At 62.8% G+C, this 16,115-nt stretch carries 15 protein-coding genes; 6 read left to right on the plus strand and 9 right to left on the minus strand.

Annotation, left to right across the window (positions count from 1 at the left end; translation table 11 throughout):
* Positions 1-67: 67 nt before the first annotated feature.
* Together LC060_RS03460 and LC060_RS03465 are read right to left on the minus strand one after the other, a co-directional pair.
* A complete protein-coding gene (locus LC060_RS03460; RefSeq protein WP_226632742.1) occupies positions 68-1,051 on the minus strand; it encodes a ketopantoate reductase family protein in 984 nt (327 codons plus the stop codon).
* On the minus strand, positions 1,048-2,265 hold the full coding sequence (locus LC060_RS03465; protein WP_226632743.1) for an aromatic amino acid transaminase: 1,218 nt from the start codon (positions 2,263-2,265) through the stop codon (positions 1,048-1,050). Before LC060_RS03465 ends, LC060_RS03460 begins: the two co-directional genes overlap by 4 nt.
* Positions 2,266-2,473: 208 nt before the next feature.
* Between LC060_RS03465 and LC060_RS03470 the strand changes: the two genes are divergently transcribed.
* Positions 2,474-2,950: an Lrp/AsnC family transcriptional regulator gene (locus LC060_RS03470; protein WP_226632745.1), complete on the plus strand. Its 477-nt coding sequence runs from the start codon at positions 2,474-2,476 to the stop codon at positions 2,948-2,950.
* 18 nt (positions 2,951-2,968) lie between these two features.
* On the opposite strand, the gene LC060_RS03475 is transcribed toward LC060_RS03470, so the two are convergent.
* Both LC060_RS03475 and LC060_RS03480 read right to left on the minus strand, forming a co-directional pair.
* Positions 2,969-4,159: an ROK family transcriptional regulator gene (locus tag LC060_RS03475; RefSeq protein ID WP_226632746.1), complete on the minus strand. Its 1,191-nt coding sequence runs from the start codon at positions 4,157-4,159 to the stop codon at positions 2,969-2,971.
* 118 nt (positions 4,160-4,277) lie between these two features.
* A complete protein-coding gene (locus LC060_RS03480) occupies positions 4,278-5,507 on the minus strand; it encodes a serine hydrolase domain-containing protein (protein ID WP_226632747.1) in 1,230 nt (409 codons plus the stop codon).
* A 912-nt stretch (positions 5,508-6,419) separates the two neighbouring features.
* Here LC060_RS03480 and LC060_RS03485 point away from each other — a divergent pair.
* The 5 genes from LC060_RS03485 to LC060_RS03505 all read left to right on the plus strand — a co-directional run bounded on the left by LC060_RS03485 (position 6,420) and on the right by LC060_RS03505 (position 11,500).
* Entirely contained in the window at positions 6,420-7,646 is a 1,227-nt protein-coding gene (locus LC060_RS03485; RefSeq protein WP_226632748.1) for a trypsin-like serine peptidase, read from the plus strand.
* A 1-nt stretch (position 7,647) separates the two neighbouring features.
* Positions 7,648-9,195 (plus strand): hypothetical protein, encoded by a 1,548-nt coding sequence (locus LC060_RS03490; RefSeq protein WP_226632749.1) that lies wholly within the window; start codon positions 7,648-7,650, stop codon positions 9,193-9,195.
* 45 nt (positions 9,196-9,240) lie between these two features.
* Positions 9,241-10,071, plus strand: coding sequence for a hypothetical protein (locus LC060_RS03495; protein WP_226632750.1), 831 nt, complete (start codon positions 9,241-9,243; stop codon positions 10,069-10,071).
* A gap of 161 nt (positions 10,072-10,232) precedes the next feature.
* Positions 10,233-10,967: a hypothetical protein gene (locus LC060_RS03500; RefSeq protein WP_226632751.1), complete on the plus strand. Its 735-nt coding sequence runs from the start codon at positions 10,233-10,235 to the stop codon at positions 10,965-10,967.
* 149 nt (positions 10,968-11,116) lie between these two features.
* Positions 11,117-11,500, plus strand: coding sequence for a hypothetical protein (locus LC060_RS03505; protein WP_226632752.1), 384 nt, complete (start codon positions 11,117-11,119; stop codon positions 11,498-11,500).
* Positions 11,501-11,637: 137 nt separating this feature from the next.
* Here LC060_RS03505 and LC060_RS03510 read toward each other — a convergent pair whose 3' ends face one another.
* The 5 genes from LC060_RS03510 to LC060_RS03530 all read right to left on the minus strand — a co-directional run bounded on the left by LC060_RS03510 (position 11,638) and on the right by LC060_RS03530 (position 16,089).
* Positions 11,638-11,868, minus strand: a complete 231-nt coding sequence (locus LC060_RS03510; protein WP_226632754.1) for a hypothetical protein — start codon at positions 11,866-11,868, stop codon at positions 11,638-11,640.
* Positions 11,869-11,998: 130 nt separating this feature from the next.
* The gene (locus LC060_RS03515) at positions 11,999-12,262 is read right to left on the minus strand and encodes a DksA/TraR family C4-type zinc finger protein (RefSeq protein WP_226633606.1); all 264 of its coding nucleotides are present in this window, start codon (positions 12,260-12,262) and stop codon (positions 11,999-12,001) included.
* A 95-nt stretch (positions 12,263-12,357) separates the two neighbouring features.
* The gene (locus tag LC060_RS03520) at positions 12,358-14,688 is read right to left on the minus strand and encodes a TonB-dependent receptor (RefSeq protein WP_226632756.1); all 2,331 of its coding nucleotides are present in this window, start codon (positions 14,686-14,688) and stop codon (positions 12,358-12,360) included.
* Between the two features lie 146 nt (positions 14,689-14,834).
* The gene (locus LC060_RS03525; RefSeq protein ID WP_319005400.1) at positions 14,835-15,704 is read right to left on the minus strand and encodes an acyl-CoA thioesterase II; all 870 of its coding nucleotides are present in this window, start codon (positions 15,702-15,704) and stop codon (positions 14,835-14,837) included.
* Positions 15,694-16,089: a MerR family transcriptional regulator gene (locus tag LC060_RS03530; RefSeq protein ID WP_226633609.1), complete on the minus strand. Its 396-nt coding sequence runs from the start codon at positions 16,087-16,089 to the stop codon at positions 15,694-15,696. Before LC060_RS03530 ends, LC060_RS03525 begins: the two co-directional genes overlap by 11 nt.
* Positions 16,090-16,115 lie beyond the last annotated feature (26 nt).

Consider the following 16,115-nt stretch of genomic DNA (forward strand, 5'->3'; position numbering starts at 1 on the left):
TCTGATACGAAAAGGTCCGCAGGAAGCGCGCTTCCTGCGGACCTTTTTATGTCGCTGCCGGAGCGGCTTAGGTGCGGGCGAGTTCGCGTTCGGAGAGGAAGCCGCAGATGTCGGCAACGGTCCGGGTGGTGTCCATCGCCACGCCTTCCTCGGCTGCGAGTTCCAGTGCGGAATGGGCAATCGCGCCCATCTCCAGTTCTGCTCCGCGCGCATAGTCCTGCGCCATCGAGGTGTAATAGGCCCCCATCCGCCGCCCGATGGCGACCATCTCGTCGAGCGTCAGGCTGGGCTCCACGCCGAGCGCGCGGGCGAGCGCAATGCACTCCTCCAGCATCGGGATCGTGATGCGGGCCAGGTGGGGCGAGGTGAACTGTTCGCCCACGGTCGCGTTGGCGACCACCGAGAGCGGGTTGCTGGCGAGGTTGAGCGCGACTTTGGACCAGACCTCGCGGCGGATTTCGCGGGTCGGCTGGATGGTGATCGCACAGCCCTCGAACAGGGCGGCAAGAAGCGCTTCGGTCTTTGCGTGCGCATCCGCGATGCTGCCCAGGACAAGGCGCTCACGCCCGTTCGAGGTGAGATCGCCGCTCACGCTGTCGAGCGCGCAGCCCACGTAGACTACCGCGCCGATGATGCGCGCGGGATCGAAGGCGTCCACCAGCGCGCCTGCCGGATCGACACTGCGCACGGCGCGTACCGTCTCGGGCTGGAAATACCACCAGGGTACGCCGTTCACGAGCGGGACGACGCGCGTGGCGGGGCCGATGAGCGGTCGGATCTCCTCCAGCGAGGCGGCAATGGCCTGCGCCTTGAGGGCAAGGAACACGACGTCCCAGCCCCCCTCCATCGCCGCGGTTTGCGCGTCGAGCGCGGTGACGGGGATGGGCGGCAGGGCCGGATCGGCAAAGGTGATGCCCTGGCGTTCCAACTGCTCGAGGCGGCGCCCCCGCGCGATCACGGTTGGGGCCTTGCCCGCGCTCTGGAGGCGCGCGGCGACAAGCGAGCCGACCGCGCCGCCACCGAAAATGCAGGTGCGCAGTGGGCGGCTCACAGCGCCATCTCGGGCTGCGGCGCGCGGGACGCAGAGGCGAGCCCCGCGAGGAAATCGTCGACGCGCGCAAGCGGCAGTCCGGCAAGGTTCACGCGGCCATCGGGGGCGACATAGATCGCGCTCTCGTCCTTGAGGCGCTGAACGACGCGGTGACCGGCGCCGAGCAGGCAGAACATGCCCTTCTGATCGGCCAGTCCGGTAAGGCCGAGATCGCTCGCCAGGGGATGTGCGGCGATAGCCTTGCGGGTCTGGATCAAGCGCGTGCGCATGGCGTCCAGTTCGCGCGTCCACAGGGCGGTCAGGTCCGCGCTTTCCAGGACCGTGCGCACGACGGCCGCGCCGTGGTCGGGCGGCATCGAGTATTCGCCGCGCGCCAGAGCCTTGGCCATGGCCATGGCCTTGGCGAGCGGGGCGGCCTGCAAGCCGGTCATCAGCAGCGCGCCGACCCGGTCGCGGTAGAGCCCGAAGGTCTTGTTGCACGAGACCGCAATCAGCGCCTCGGGCACGCGTTCGACGAGCGCGCGCACCCCGGCGGCGTCCTCTTCCAGCCCGAGGCCGAAGCCCTGGTAGGCCAGATCGACGAGGGGGAAGAGGCCCTTGTCGGCCATGCGCGTGGCGAGCGTGGCCCACTGCTGGGCCGTGAAGTCGATCCCTGTGGGGTTGTGGCCGCAGCCCTGGAGGAGGACGGCATCGCCCGGCTCCGCGCGCTCCACCATCTCCAACCACGCTGCGAAGTCGAGCGCAGTGCCCATGGCATCGGTATGCGCGAAGGTGCGGATGCGAAGGCCGGCTCCTTCGAAGACGGGCACGTGGTTGCCCCAGGTCGGCTTCGCCAGCCAGATCGTCGCCGGCCCGGAGCCGTGGGGGCGGGGATTTACCGCCAGCAGACGCGCGGCGAGGCGCAGCGCGCCGGTCCCGCCCACGCTCTGCAGGCCCGCGACCTGGCAGCCGGAGCGCGTGCCCAGCACGAGATCGGCGATGCGCGCGCAGAATTGCACATCACCGGCTGGTCCGAGATAGGCCTTGCTGGCCTGGCCTGCGACAAGCTGCGCCTCGGCGGCTTTCACCGCCTCCATGACGGGTGTCTGCCCCTCTTCATCGCGGTAGACGCCGACCGAAAGGTCGAGGCGGTGGCGGCGCGGATCGGCGCGCACTTCGCCGATGAGGGCGAGCAGGGGATCGTCGGGTTGCAGGTCGAAGCGGTCGAAGAGCACGTCACATTCCGGTTGTTGGTGAAGCGGGGTGGAGAGCGTGCTTCTATCGGGAGGCGCGTGCGCTGGGTTTGTCTATTACGCGCGTTTTTCTGGAAATCTGCAACAGATCGCCGTAAGGTTGTGTTTCCGTGCATGCTGTGCGCATTCGCAGCGTTCGCGTCACACGTCCTGTGGCCCGTGCGCCCTGATCTGGAAGGGGGGAGTAACCATGGCCAAGGACCGGCTCGATTCCTTCGATCGGCGTATCCTGGAAATCCTGCAGTTGAACGGGGAGCTGGGCCCCAGCGAACTGAGTACCCGTATCCACCTCTCACCCTCGCAGTGCTCGCGCCGCCTCCAGCGCCTGCGCGAGGAAGGGTACATCCAGCGCACCGCGGCGATCCTCGATCCCGAGAAGCTGAACCTGGGCATCTCGGCCTATGTCTCGGTGCGGCTGCGTTCGCAGTCGACCGAGATCGTCAGCGCCTTTCGCGAGCGGGTGGAGGCGCTGCCCGAAGTGGTCTCGTGCGACTATACGACCGGCGAGATCGACTTCATGCTCAAGGTCCACACCCGCGATCTGGCATCCTACAGCGAGTTCGTGAACGCCAAGCTCTTCGACGGTGATCTCATCGACAACATGCGCACCTTCGTCATCATGCAGCAGCTCAAGCGCACGACCAGTCTGACGCTCGACTACTGCTGAGTTGTCGAGGAAGGGCGCTCAGTTCCAGTCGGGCAGGGGCTCGTCCTGGAACAGGCGTTCGGCCACCAGCGCGATGGCGCCCAGGCCATGGGTCGAGCGGTCGTCCTGGCACAGGGTGAGGGGGAAGTCTTCACCAAGGAAGCTGAGCAGGTTCTGGGAAAAGGCGTGGGTGAGGGCCGGACCGGCCAGCTCGATCCAGGCCGGTTCCTCGACGATGACCCGGACCGCGTCGGGATTGGATAGGTTGACGAGGTTGGCAAGCGAGAGCCCGAGCGCCGTACCGGCATCCTCGAACAGGGCGCGCGCCTTGTTTTCTCCGGCCCGTGCGCGCTCCGCGATCTCGGGGAAGTGAGCTGCAAGCGCATGGACCTCGTCGTGGGAGGGCGCGGCCATTGCCGCATCGCGAAGCGCAATGCCGCCAACCGAGGCCACCGTGCCCAGGCAGCCGCTGCCACCGCACCAGCACGGGAGCCCTTCGGCCAGGCTGGTCTTCACGTGGCCGAATTCCGGGTTCACCCCGCGCCCGCCCACGAGCACGGCCCCGTCGCGCGTGGTCGCGAGACTGAGATCGAGGCCGACCTGCAGGAAATGGCGAAGGCCGATGCCCTCTTCCGGGGTGCGCCAGCATTCCGCACGGGCGATCACGTTGGCCTGGTTGTCGATGAATACGGGGATGCCGAGGCGGCGCTCCAGCATGTCCTGTATCGGCACGGCCTGCGGGATCGCAGGGGGCAGCCAGTGCAGGATGCCGGCGGCGGCCTGGACCGTTCCGAAGAAGCCGACCCCGGCGGCATGCGGGCGCGGCAGGTCCCAGCGCAAGTTCGCCACCGTGCTGCGCAGGCATTCAGCGAGGGTGTCGGCCAGCGCGCCTCCGGCCAGCGCGGGGGGCAGGGGATAGTCTGCCTCTTCGAGGATATCCCCCATGAGATTGGTGATCTGCACGTGCAGGCAGCCGGAGGGATAGAGCAGCATGCCGGCCATGGTCGCGGCTTCGGAATTGATCGAGAGCGCGAGGCGCGGGCGCCCCCGGCCTTCGGCGGGTTCGCGGATCTCGCGCACGATACCATGGTCGACGAGTTCGCGGGTAATGTTCGAGATGGACCCTGCCGAAAGTCCGCTTTCCGTGACAAGCTCAACACGCGAGATGGCCTTGTGACGGCGGATGCAATTGAGGACGTGAAGTCGGCTGTTTACGGCAGATGAGGACACGACCAACGTCTTTCTGCATTGCGTTCATTATCTTGCTTAAATTTTGCATAATGAATCGTTATCGGCAAGATTTATTGTGGCTAATAATGAGTAATCGTGTCTATTTTGGTTATATTTATTATAAATTGGATATATCTTTATTTTGTGCTGCCGTATTTTCCGGGCAGGTCGGGCCAGAGCCAAGAACCGCATTGGGCAGGGCCGCATCGTCCCAGTTCACGTACATCCCGCCGGTGCGCACGATGACCGTATCCGCCTCGCGCGAGATGTAGACGCGCTGGCCGCCAAATCCGTCGAGATAGACCATGTCCCTGGCGACAAAGGGAGCTGAATGGCGGGCCTGGAATGCGACATAGGGGCCGTAGGAGCGCCCCTTGCCTTCGGGAGAGCCAAGCCAGGTCAGCCAGCCATAGTTGGCGTTGCGCGGGCTCGGCCTGGTCATCGCGTCGATCCAGCGGGAGGGAACGAGGCGCTTGCCGTGCCACATTCCCCGCGTCTTGATGAGAAGGCCAAGGCGCATCCAGTCGCGGGCCCGGGCGTAGATGGAGGGCGTGGCGTGCCCGCTGGCATCGCCCGCGATCAGCGCGTCGGCCGCGCCGAGGGGGTGCCACAGACGGGTGGAGACGAAGCGGGCAAAGGGCTCCCCGCTCGCCCGGTGGATCGCCTCGATCGTCAAGGTGACGTTGACGGTATGGTAGTCGAAGGTGGAGCCCGGCGCGTTGACCACCGGCAGCACGAGCGCAGCGCCCACCGCGTCCTCGCCGCCGACGAGCGCGCTTGCTCCTGCGCTTCCCGGCGCGGGGTGTTCCAGTCCGCTCGTCATCTCGAGCAGGTGTCGATAGGTGATCGCACGGTGGGCCGCATCGTCCCACTCGGTCAGGACCTCGGAAACCGGGGTGTCGACAGAGGCGATCGCCCCTTCCTCGATGGCGATGCCAAGAGCCACGGCGGTAAGCGTCTTGGCCATCGAGGCGGACCAGCTGCGCGCGTTTGCGGTGTGCGGGGCAAAATCGTGGGCGAGTTCGAGTTGCCCGTTCCGCCAGACCAGCAGCGTATCGGAATCGGTGCGCGCGGCGTAGTCGATGGCCGCGCAATAGCGCGTGGCGGCGGCCGTGCGGGTGGCGGCATCTGCCAGGGGAAGCCCTCTACGCTCCTTGGCGCCGGCAATCCCGTAAAGCGCAGGATAGCCTGTGATCTGGCGCGCCGGGTTGGCCGCCGGGGGCGCCTTCTCCGGCGCCTCTTCCGGCGCGCTCGCGGCCAGGGGCATGGGGGCAAGCGCCAGAGCTGCAGCAAGAGCAAGGGCCGGTTTGACGTTTGGGCGCACGAACGTGCGGCGCGCAGTTGGCATGGTAGTTCGACCCTCCCGAAATACGCCTCGCAAAAGGCTCAAGGCCCGCCAAGCATAAGGGCAAACCTACCCGGACGAAGACCCGGCGCCGCGCGCTTTCATGCAGTGAACAGGATGACAGCGCTCATGCCGAGGCGAAGTTGTCCGGTGGGACGAAACGGATGCCTGTGAACTTCGCGCGCAACTGAAGGAGCTTCGGGGTGCCAGGTTGGAAGATCCTCCTGCGCTGCGGCCGCGGATGTCCCTCTCGCCGCGCGAGGGTGACACGAAGGTTGACACAGTTGACACGGTCCAGAGGGAAAGCCGTGTCACCTGTCACCCGCTGTAAAGTCGTCCCACTGCGCCCCGCAATCCCGACCTGCCTTGTTGGGCGACACGCACCTCTCTCCTTGCCCGTGACCATCGACGCGATAGCCTGACGCGACCATAGCGCAGGCGCCGGGGTGTAGGAAAACCCTATCGCGCCGCGCGGTGGGGCGATTACCTGCGGCCGCGCCACCCGGATCTGGGTTCAAGTCCGCCGGAAAGACATGGAATCCGAGGGCCATCGCCCTCGGGCTCCCAGAACTGTCGAGCGCAATCCTGTCCTTCCATGCCCTTCCATGAACGATGGCCTCGTCTTTCTTGGGCCGATTGCGGACTGTCTGGTATTGGTCATTTAAATTGGGAAGCGGAAATTGCTTGATGCACGTCAAAAAAGGAGGGGCTGTCGAAACTGGTGTTTCCGAAACGATACTGCTCCTAGGTATGCACCGGAATGCCCCCTGCGATTCGCCAAAAATTATTGGATATATTGATCTATAATCATGCACCCATAGTTTTTTTGAAAAACAAATTGAAAATATATTTAATAGTTTTACTGTATGAAGTGCTCGATCAATGATTGGGTATTTGTCTCGAGGGGGGTGGGCAATGGTATTCAGGACGAGTGCTATTGGAGCGGCTGTTGCAACCGTGCTTCTATTAAATGCTGCAGAAGCACAAGAGCATGCGCTCGGCGCGAGGCCGCAATTACAAGGCCCAGATGCGGTCGCACTCGAGCAAATCCAACAAATGCAGCTGCCGGATCGTATCGTGATCGATATTCAGACCGGCGATGATGGGCGCCCGATATTCGTTTACGATGGCGATGGACCCGACCTTCCGGTCGATGACTTCATTCCTCAGATGGTCGATCCATATATTATGCCAGTCGATCTGCAAGTGACCGGCAAGCAAATCAAGCAACATGGTCAGGAACTGATCTTGGACCATTGTCAACGTACCGGCACATTCGCGCAAATTCTCTGCCGAGAAGGAAATGCGCTGCAGGGAGCGGCGGTCGGTCTTTTAAAGGCCGGTACAGTATATCCAGAATGCGCGCCTGCCGCGCGGACTTTCCGCCGTTACTACAAATCTGGCACACCCTCTTCCCAGGTTTCCTCGCGGTTTGACCTCCATTGCCTTGGCAGTTTCGCGCCGCGTCTAGGAGAGGGAGCCGATGACCCCAGGCAGACGGCACGCAAAACTTCATCGCTTGCTATTCTGAGCGCGGTTGGCCTCTTTGCGGCTGACGGCATCATTCGATGCAGCGGACTGTTCTATCGTCCTAGCTTCTTCATCACCGCGAGCCATTGTCTAGACGATGCCTCAGGTAAAAAATTTACTGTATCTGCCGCTGATGGGAGTTTCCAAGGTCAGTTGGTTTCCTTCGTGAATGGCAATCCCAGGCCCACCGATGAGGTCCAGAAGGACTGGGTGGTGTTTCGGTTAGATGATGCCGAGGGTTTCGATTTTCCGGAAATCCGATTGGAAAAACTCCCTTCGCCACGCGAGGTAAATATCGTCAAATATTATCCTTTCGGGGGTGACACACAGCTTGGCCGCGCTACTCCTGCTCATTTCAGGCACTTGCGATTCCAGAAGCCCGGCATGTGCCAAGCGCTGATGTCGGCTTCGGGCTGCCTGCAGATAGCTTGCCAGACTATCCGGGGATTTTCCGGCGCTCCCATCTTCAATGCTGACGCTTCGAGCGAGAATCTGGTCGTATACGGCCTTGTTAGCGGCAGCAGGAACAATGGCGGAAGTTGTCCCTCGAACTACGATATCACCGACACGACGATGGCGCTGAGTGCAGAACAGATAACAGTGGAGAACTGACATGGCGACGGTTCGCAACCTAATCTCGAAAGCGTTTGGGTTCACGGCTCTTGCTGTTTGCTTTCCGAGCACCGTGTACGCGCAGCGTGCCGAAACAATCAGTCCGGCCGAGCTTCGCGTAACGCAGGCTTCCTATGGCGCGAAAGGCGAGGTGTTAGCTCCAACCTGCCCGCTGACGCTCGAAGGAAATCTCGATTTGGACAGGGCTAGGAGCACTGAGTTTCTTGGCGGCCTATTGACGACCCTGTTTGCCGGATTTGCGGGTGACCTCGTGAAGTCTGGCGTGACCACCCTTGGCAACGCACTCGACGAAGCCTCAAAGGAGCGAGGGTTTGTCGCTGAAGCTGACGCTGGCTTCTTTTCGGGCACCATCGAGAAACAGCAGATCGAAATTTCAAGCAATGATGACGGCGTCGAGTTTCCGGATTTCACGTGGCGCCAAGCCGTCTTCCAACCCAGAGCAAAATGTCTCGTTTTGTTTGTTCCATCCGATCCGCCCAAATCTCGTGGCCGGAATAGCGGAGGTTCAGTGACATCGGGCGATTTCGTTGAAAGTCTAGTCCAGCTCTCGCCTTTTCAGCTTCAGGGTGGGGCCGCCTTCCAGGATCCAGAGTCAGATGGGAGTCGAAATGAGATTCTGAGGATTACCAATCGGGTCAAAAATCTCGGCATTGAGAGATCGCCCAAGCTTTATATCGAAGCTGTTCTATTCCAGGAACCTGAAGGCCTTGTCATTAGGCCCTATCTACTCTGGTACCGAGAAGCGCTAAGCGGCGCGCCGCGGCGTGGAAAAAAGTCGACTGAACTCCATGTCACATTGGCTACACCCGCTTTTGATGCCGAAAAACCAACGATTGGGACGGCCTTTGCTGGAGCACGTATACAGTTGCCGCAGATGGAACCGGGCCCCCCCCTTGGGCCACGGGACTTGGCTAATTCGGCTAGTGTATGGCTTCCGCCTAGACCAACTGCGGGAACCGTTCAAAGCACCGTGGAACGCTACAATACGGAGATCCTTGCCGTGCGAACGCGCGAAGCGGAACGGCTCCAAGCAGCTACCGAACTTGCCGAAGCGCAGCGTGCGACCGGAGCTGACGCCGAAGCAAAAAAGCGGGCCGCAATCGAGAAGCTTTTGGAAACTGAAAAGGCGTTGGCCGTGGCGAGAAAGATCGACGCGGATATGACTCCAGGCGGTAAAGCCATCGGTGCTACCAACGTGCAAATGCGGTTTGTTGTCGTGAGAAGCGCGAGCAAATTTGGGCAGGCCATCGCGTCTGCCATCAAGGGGCAAGCCGAAGCTGCAGGCACAGGGGTGAAAGAAGCGCTTGCGCCAAGCCCTGAGTTTACCGCCAATGACACTGCATATCTAACAGCAATGCTCGATGTGGAAGCTAAAGGGCGGGCGCTCACCGCGGCGACAGCTGGCGACGATGCGGATGCAATCAATGCCGCTAATGACGCGCTGCGGATTGCCAAGGCAAAAGCCAATGAAGCCGCAGTCGCGGTGTCGAAGCCTCTTCCTTATCCAGGCGTTCTCACGGGGTTTTAGGGTAAGCTCAGCCCTTCCCAGAACCGCTGCGGGTACGCTGCGATCATGTCTGCATGCGGCTGGCGTGGCTTAGAAGGAAGCCGCAACGAAGATGTCCGCTTTCCTGAAAGTGGCGTCGTATTTTTAACGTCTGATTTGGGTAGAAAACGGACGTTTCCAAATGCCGTCATCCCAGCGAAAGCTGGGATGACGAGGGGCAGGCTTGGGGCGTTAGCTGACGATTGGTCAGCAACACCTTTTATGTCCTCTTCCCACCCATACCGGCTGATGGCCGCTCAGATCGACAAGCCTAACCGGACAGACGGCTTTCTGGCGCGCCAGATCGCCCATCAAGCGACCGACACGGGCGCGTCGCAGAATTTCGGCACACGCCCCATTGCCGTCGTTGAACATTCGGCTACTTCTCAAGCGATGCTGTACCGCAGACTGTCATTGCTACTCGCCGCCGGTGCACTGGTCATTTGTGCTTGGATCGGGACGATTTCGTACGTTCAACGAACACGCGTGATTGAAGGAACTTGGATCGACCTTTTTGAAGGATCGAGCTTCTTCGAAAATCAAACGGTTGCGGACGCCTGTGGGCCGCATTTCGACCGAGCACCTTGGCTGGCATACTATCCATCTGACACTACAGCGGAGGGCAGAATGGTCAGTAGCAACCGAAAGTCCGGTGAGTTCATCAGCAAGTATGGGCGGTATCCTGTCGCGGCTTATCACGTGAAGTTCGTTGGGCGGCGGAAGGTTTCTGAATTTCTTGGCTTGGGAACGCTTTTCGGCTTCGGATATGGTCATCTACGCGCATTCGGATCAGAATTTCAGGTGGATCAGATGACGTCGATCCGCCTGATCCCCAACGTGCATTGTGATGTCCGCTAACCACCCATCTGAGCTGCGGGTCGATCTGGTCCGCAAGGGAAAGCGGACGAGCCGCTCCCTGGCGCGCCAGATCGGCCCTTGAACGACCAACAAGGGCGCGATTCTGACTGCCCGCACACGCCCCGTTGCGTTGACAAGAAGTGGTAAGGTATTGAAGATTTATGCCGAACACAGAATTGAATTACGATGATTACTATCGCGTTTGGCTTCATACCCTGCGGCCAGATTGTATATTCTATGACACTGGCGAAGATATACCCTACGGCGTCGATTGTGCTCGGCTCCGTCGCCAAAAGAATTCCCATCGCGGCATCGGGCACCGAACCGGACTCAGTGTGCTCGAAGCTCAGAACGTCAATCAGGAATTTCTTGAAGAGATCTCGGCTCTGGGCAATCTCAATTACCTTGAACTCGGCTACGCTGTGACTGCGTTTGATCTCACCCCACTGACCACATTGTCCGAGCTCCGCATCCTGAAGATAAATTCCCCGCGCAACATTGTCGATTTTACGCCGCTTCTCGCTCTTCCGAAGCTCGAGCGTCTGTTCATCGAAAATGCGAAGCATATGACAGACCTCGAGTGGCTCGGCCCTCTTGCTTCGCAACTCACGGTGCTGGGTATTGAAGGAAGCATGGACACTTCAAAGTTGATTCCAAGCCTCACACCTCTTTCCGGCTTTTCACTGGAAGCGCTTTTCCTAACGAGTACAAAACTCGGCGATCAAAACCTCCTCACTTTACAGTCCATAAGGAACCTCAAAATTCTGTCGACCGCGCTTAATGCTCCGCGAAAAGAGTTCGAGGCGCTGCACCGAGCACGACCTGATTTGATCTGCAGTTGGTTCGACCCGGAAAGCTGGGAGAACCGTAGAGGGCCACGTCCTATACGCCGATGAACCGGCTAGAGTACTCCTTGGCGCGAAAAATCTGACCTGTAATGACCGACCAGGGCGCAATTCGGGCTGGTCGCGCGCGTACCATTGCGAAGCTGGGTCGATAAGTCCAAACCATAGGAATGGTTCGTCCCGACGAAAAGCAACACCGCATGGAAGTTCGCCGCTCTATCGGCAACAGGAAGGTGCCTGGGCCGGATGCCGTGCCTTACCATCGCGGCCCAGATTATCTGATCGCGCATGCTTGCTTTGATTGCCGAAAGGCTTGGAAGCGCTCCGGCGGGCGTGAGCATACTTGTCCAGAATGCGGCAAGGCGCTTGCTTTGATGGGGCGCACCTTTCGCTCACCAGCAAAGCGCGAAGATGACCAATGGGAAAAGGCTCGTAGGTTATGGGCAGCCGGTTTTCGTTTCTGGAGCTATCGCAGCTTTCCCGAGGCAGAAGCTTTCCCTGAACAACTTCGTGAAGTCGATGCCTTTATCACGCGGAACACTGAGCATCCGATGAGGACCAAAACTCAAGCCCGCATGCCTTAATCTTGCCCGCTGGTCGATCCGGCCGGCAAGGTATAGCGGACTGACCGCTGACAAGAGCGCCAAATTCGCCATCCAACGACCGACAAGGGCGCCTAGCGGCCTCTCTTTCTAGCTGGCGGCGCAGTCCTGTGCGGCGTTTAGTCGGCTTCCACGAAGGCGCATTCAAGCCGCACCTCGTCGAGTAGGCGTTCGATGGCGGCGCGTTGGGTGTCGGTGCCACCAGGCCTGACATCCCAGTTGCAATGCGGGTGTGTCTTCCTGTCGCGCACGATGACCTTGCCGACGGCTCGGCGCCAGGTCTGGGTGGTGCCGCCATTTTGCCGGACGAGGCGGGTTATCAGCAGGTGTTCGAGATCGGATGCCGTCATGCTCGCCGCATAGCTGTTCGTGGCGGCTATTCCAACACGGGTCGTGCAGGCGCTCGATCTGGCAACGGGTGGTGCCGAGGCCTGCCATCGCGCGGCGCAGGTCGGTCCCGTGGGCGCCTAGGCAGCGGGATCAGCGCAATTGGCTGTCCTTGCTGCCGCGCCGGTTGATGCGGGAATGGGCGATCGTCTTGTCGCGTTGTCCCTGGCAGGCGACGCAGGTGCGCACGCCCGGCAGGGCTTCGCGCCGACGGGGAGGAATGGCCTCGCCGCATTCTTCGCAGTATTCGAGCCCCTCGCCAGCGGGCATCCGGGCGCGGGCGCCGCGCACCGCGTCGCTTACCGTGTCATCAATCTGATCCTGCACCGCGCCATCGCGCGACCATCCACCGGCCATATCCATTCCCATTCGTATCGTGAGTTAGGACGTGGGGACCCGATGCGGGCGATTCAATACATGGGATGCCCAGGCCGCGCGGCAGGGCGTGGGCGTCAGAAACGGGCGCGCAGGCCCAGGGTCCAGCGGCGGGGCGCGCCGGGGCCATAGGCGCGCGGGTCCGAGGCATCCGGGGCTTCGGCAAGGTCGACCTCGTCGACTTCGCTGAACGTGCCGAAGGTCGCGTAGTCGCGGTCAAGCAGGTTGCGCACGTGGGCAAAGAGCGAGAGGCCCGGGACCAGTTCCAGGCTGGCGCGCAGGTGGACCAGGACATAGCCGGGGACACGCGGGGTGAGGTTGGCCTCGTCGCCCACCAGTCCCTGACCCGAACGGGCAAGGACATCGCCGCCTATCGAGAAGGTCCGGCTGCCCAATGCGCCTTCGTAGTCGGCGCTGAGCGTGGCGCCGTGACGCGCGATGCCGGGGAGGCGATCTCCGGGAAGTACCTCGATCTGGCCGTCTTCGTCGGCGAGGGGATGCGAGGGGCTGGATACGGCGAGGGCCTGGCGGAAGGTCGCGTCGGTAAAGGCATACCCGGCTGCGATGCGCCAGCCGCCGTTCTGCGCCTTCAGCGTCAGTTCCAGGCCCTGGCGGCGGGTCGAGCCCATGTTGCGGAAGTAGGCCCGGCCGCGCACCTCCGAGGCGACGTACTGGATGTCGTCGGTGTTGGTGGTGCGCCAGCCGCTCGCCAGCCAGTCGAGGGTCCATCCGCCCTGCGCGATCTGGCCCGCCGCGCCCACCTCGATGGTCTTGGCGACGACCTGCTTCAAGGGCGGGTCGGCGACGAAGAAGTTGGTGAGGCTGCAGGGCGCGTCTTCGTCCGCGCAGGAGAGTTCGGCCGGGGTGGGGGTGCGGTTGGTCTCGGTGTAGCCCGCGCGCAGGGTGAGGGTGGGGGCCACGCGCCAGTCGAACTCGATCCCCGGGTTGAGGCGGGAGAAGTGGTGCGTGCCGTTGAGTGCGGTGCCGATACCGTCGATCAGCTCGATCCGGGCGCGGTTGTAGCGAAGGCCGATCTCGGCCCGCAAGGTGTCGGTAAGCGGCAGGCTGTCGGCAAGGAACAGGCCCCAGTAGCGGGTCGTGGCGGTAAGGCGCACGGGTGCGATGGCGCCGTCTTCCTGTACGATCTGGACGCCCAATCCCTCGACGCTGCGATCCTCGGTCAGCGTGCCGAGGGTGGTGTCCGCGCCAAAGGTGCTGGTGCTGGTGTCGTAGCTGAAGCCGAGCGCGAGGTGGTTCTCGCCTGTCCACAAGGCGCGCTCGTCGATGATCTGGGCGAGGACACCCATCGAGCGGGTATGGACATTGCCCTTGTTGAGGACACCGTAGCCATCGACGCCCGGGACGGCGGGGATCGGTTGACCGGTAGGGTCGGTCAGGACCCAGCTTGCTTCGCCGCCATCATCTTCGTCGTCGTCATCGCCTCCTGCCGCTTCGAGGCAGAGCAGGGCCTCGTCGTCCTCGCACCGCTCGATGTCGGCGACATCGCCGTTGAGGGTCGAGACCTTGAGGCGCTGGCGATAGGCCGTGGCTTCGATGCGGGTTTCGGCGCCGAGCGCGACCCAGGGGTGGACGCTGATCCGGCCATAGCGGCTTTGCGAATTGTCCGGCCAGCTGAAAACCGAGCGGCGGCGTGCGGCAAGCAGTTCGACCGGTGCCACGCCGTTGCCGGTGAGGTCCGTGTCGGCCGCGATGAATTTCACATGGACGCCCGCATCCTCGCCATCAAGGCCCAGGTCCGCGTAACCGTTGACGAGATCGGATGGGCTGAAATCGCGCCAGCCACGCTCACGCCGCGACTGGAAGGCGCCGAAATAGCTGAAGGCGCCGGTGCTGCCCCCGGCCGAGAGGCTGACCGTGCGTTCGCCAAAGCGGCCGGCGGCAAGCGAGGCGTCCATGCCCGGATCGGTGCGTCCGGTTGCGGTCTGCAGCACCATCGTGCCGCCCAGCGCGTTGAGGCCGTAGGCGGGGCTGGGGTCGGCGAGTGTGACGCTGCGGATCGCGGCGTCCGGGATGAGGTCGAAGCCGACCGTATCGCCGAAGGGCTGGTTGAAGCGGGCGCCGTCCAAGTAGACCGCGATCCCTTGCGCCTGGCCCTGGAGCGGGGAGGCGACGAAGCCGCGGTAGACAAGATTGGGCTGCCAGGGATTGCCCTGCGCGTCCTGCAGGCTGGCGCCGGGCAGGGTGCGGGTGAGCGCGCCCAGAAGATCCGGCGTACCGTTGCGGGTAATGTCGTCCGCGTCGAGCTGGATGGCATCGTCGAGATCGAACCGCCCGCCCGGCGCGGTGACGACGATGGTCGGGGCCTCGTCGCCATAAGTCTGGGCAAGGGCTGCGGTGGCGAAGTTCGCGCACCACAGGCTCGCCGCGATCGCGGAGCATCTGCGCATGATCCTTGATCTCTCCCTGGATCGAATTCGTGGGGAGAGCCTAGGAAGCGGGCGGCGATCCTCGCAATTGGACCTAGGACCAATCTGGAGCGATATGTGGGGGCGGCGGTAGCCTGGCGCAGATTAGTCGTGCCGCTGCAGGGACTTCACCCCTCGACCGGGCGGATGAGACCTTCCTGCGTGGCGCTGGCGACAAGCGTGCCCTTGCGGTCGAACAGGGCGCCGCGCGCATAGCCGCGCGCGTGTCCGGCCCAGGGGCTGTCCATGGTGTAGAGCAGCCAGTCATCGACATCGGGATCGGTGTGGAACCACATGGCGTGGTCCAGGCTCGCGGCCTGGAGGCGCGGCGAGAAGAACTGCGTGGGGTGCGGCAGCGAGGTCGTGCGCAGGAGCGCGAAGTCACTGATGTAGGCCAGCAGCACGCGCTGCAGCGCCGGGTCGGCCTGCATGGGGCTGGCCATGCGCACCCAGTAGTGCTGCGCGGGCAGGGCCTCGTCCTCACCCGAGCCGCTGACTTCCGGCGCGACACGCACCTCGAAGGCGGCGAGCTTGACCAGCGAACCCGACGAGATTGCCTGTCCGCTGGCAGCGAGGGCCGTCACCAGATCGGGGCAGTCCTCAGGCGCGGGCAGGTCCGGCATGGTCTGGGCATGCGCGAAACCGGCCTCGGCGCGGTGGAAGGAACTGGCAAGGTTCAGGATTGGGCGCCCGTCCTGGATCGCGACGACGCGGCGGTGCGTGAAGCTGCCGCCGTCATAATCGCGCAAGGTGCGGTAGATGATGGGCTTGCGCACGTCCCCTGCGCGCAGGAAGTAGGCGTGGAGCGAATGGCACTGGCGGCCGTCTTCCACGCTGTGGGCGGCGGCGCGCAGGGCCTGGGCGACGACCTGGCCGCCGAAGACCCGGCCCGGCTCTGTGTCGCTGGCCGGAACGCGGTAGAGGTCGGTGTCGAGCCGCTCGATGGTGAGCAGGTCACGCAGCGCCGCCACGGCAAGGGACGAGGGGTTATCCAGCATCGCCTGTCTCCGTGTCCGGCCGGGCCCTGGCAATCCAGTCGCTGGCTTCGGCTTCGATCGTGACGAGTTCGCCCAGTGTCTGTTCGATCGCCTTCTTCTGCTTGCGCAGGTCCTTGATGCGCTCCTGTACCTTCTGGCGCAGGTTGCGCATCTGCTCGACGTGTTCGGGATCGACTTCGTAGAGGTCGAGGAATTCCTTGATCTCGCGAATCGTGAAGCCCAGCCGCTTGCCGCGCAGGATCAGCTGCATGCGGCCGATCTCGCGCCGCGAATAGATGCGCATGGTGCCTGCGCGCTGGGGCGCGATCAGGCCCTTGTCCTCGTAGAAGCGCAAGGTGCGCATGGTGACGCCCAGTTGGCTGGCCGCCTCCTGGATGCCGAGCATGTCAGGGGCCGGATCGCCGTCGGGCT

Source organism: Novosphingobium profundi, from assembly GCF_020524485.1.
GTDB classification, from domain to species: domain Bacteria; phylum Pseudomonadota; class Alphaproteobacteria; order Sphingomonadales; family Sphingomonadaceae; genus Novosphingobium; species Novosphingobium profundi_A.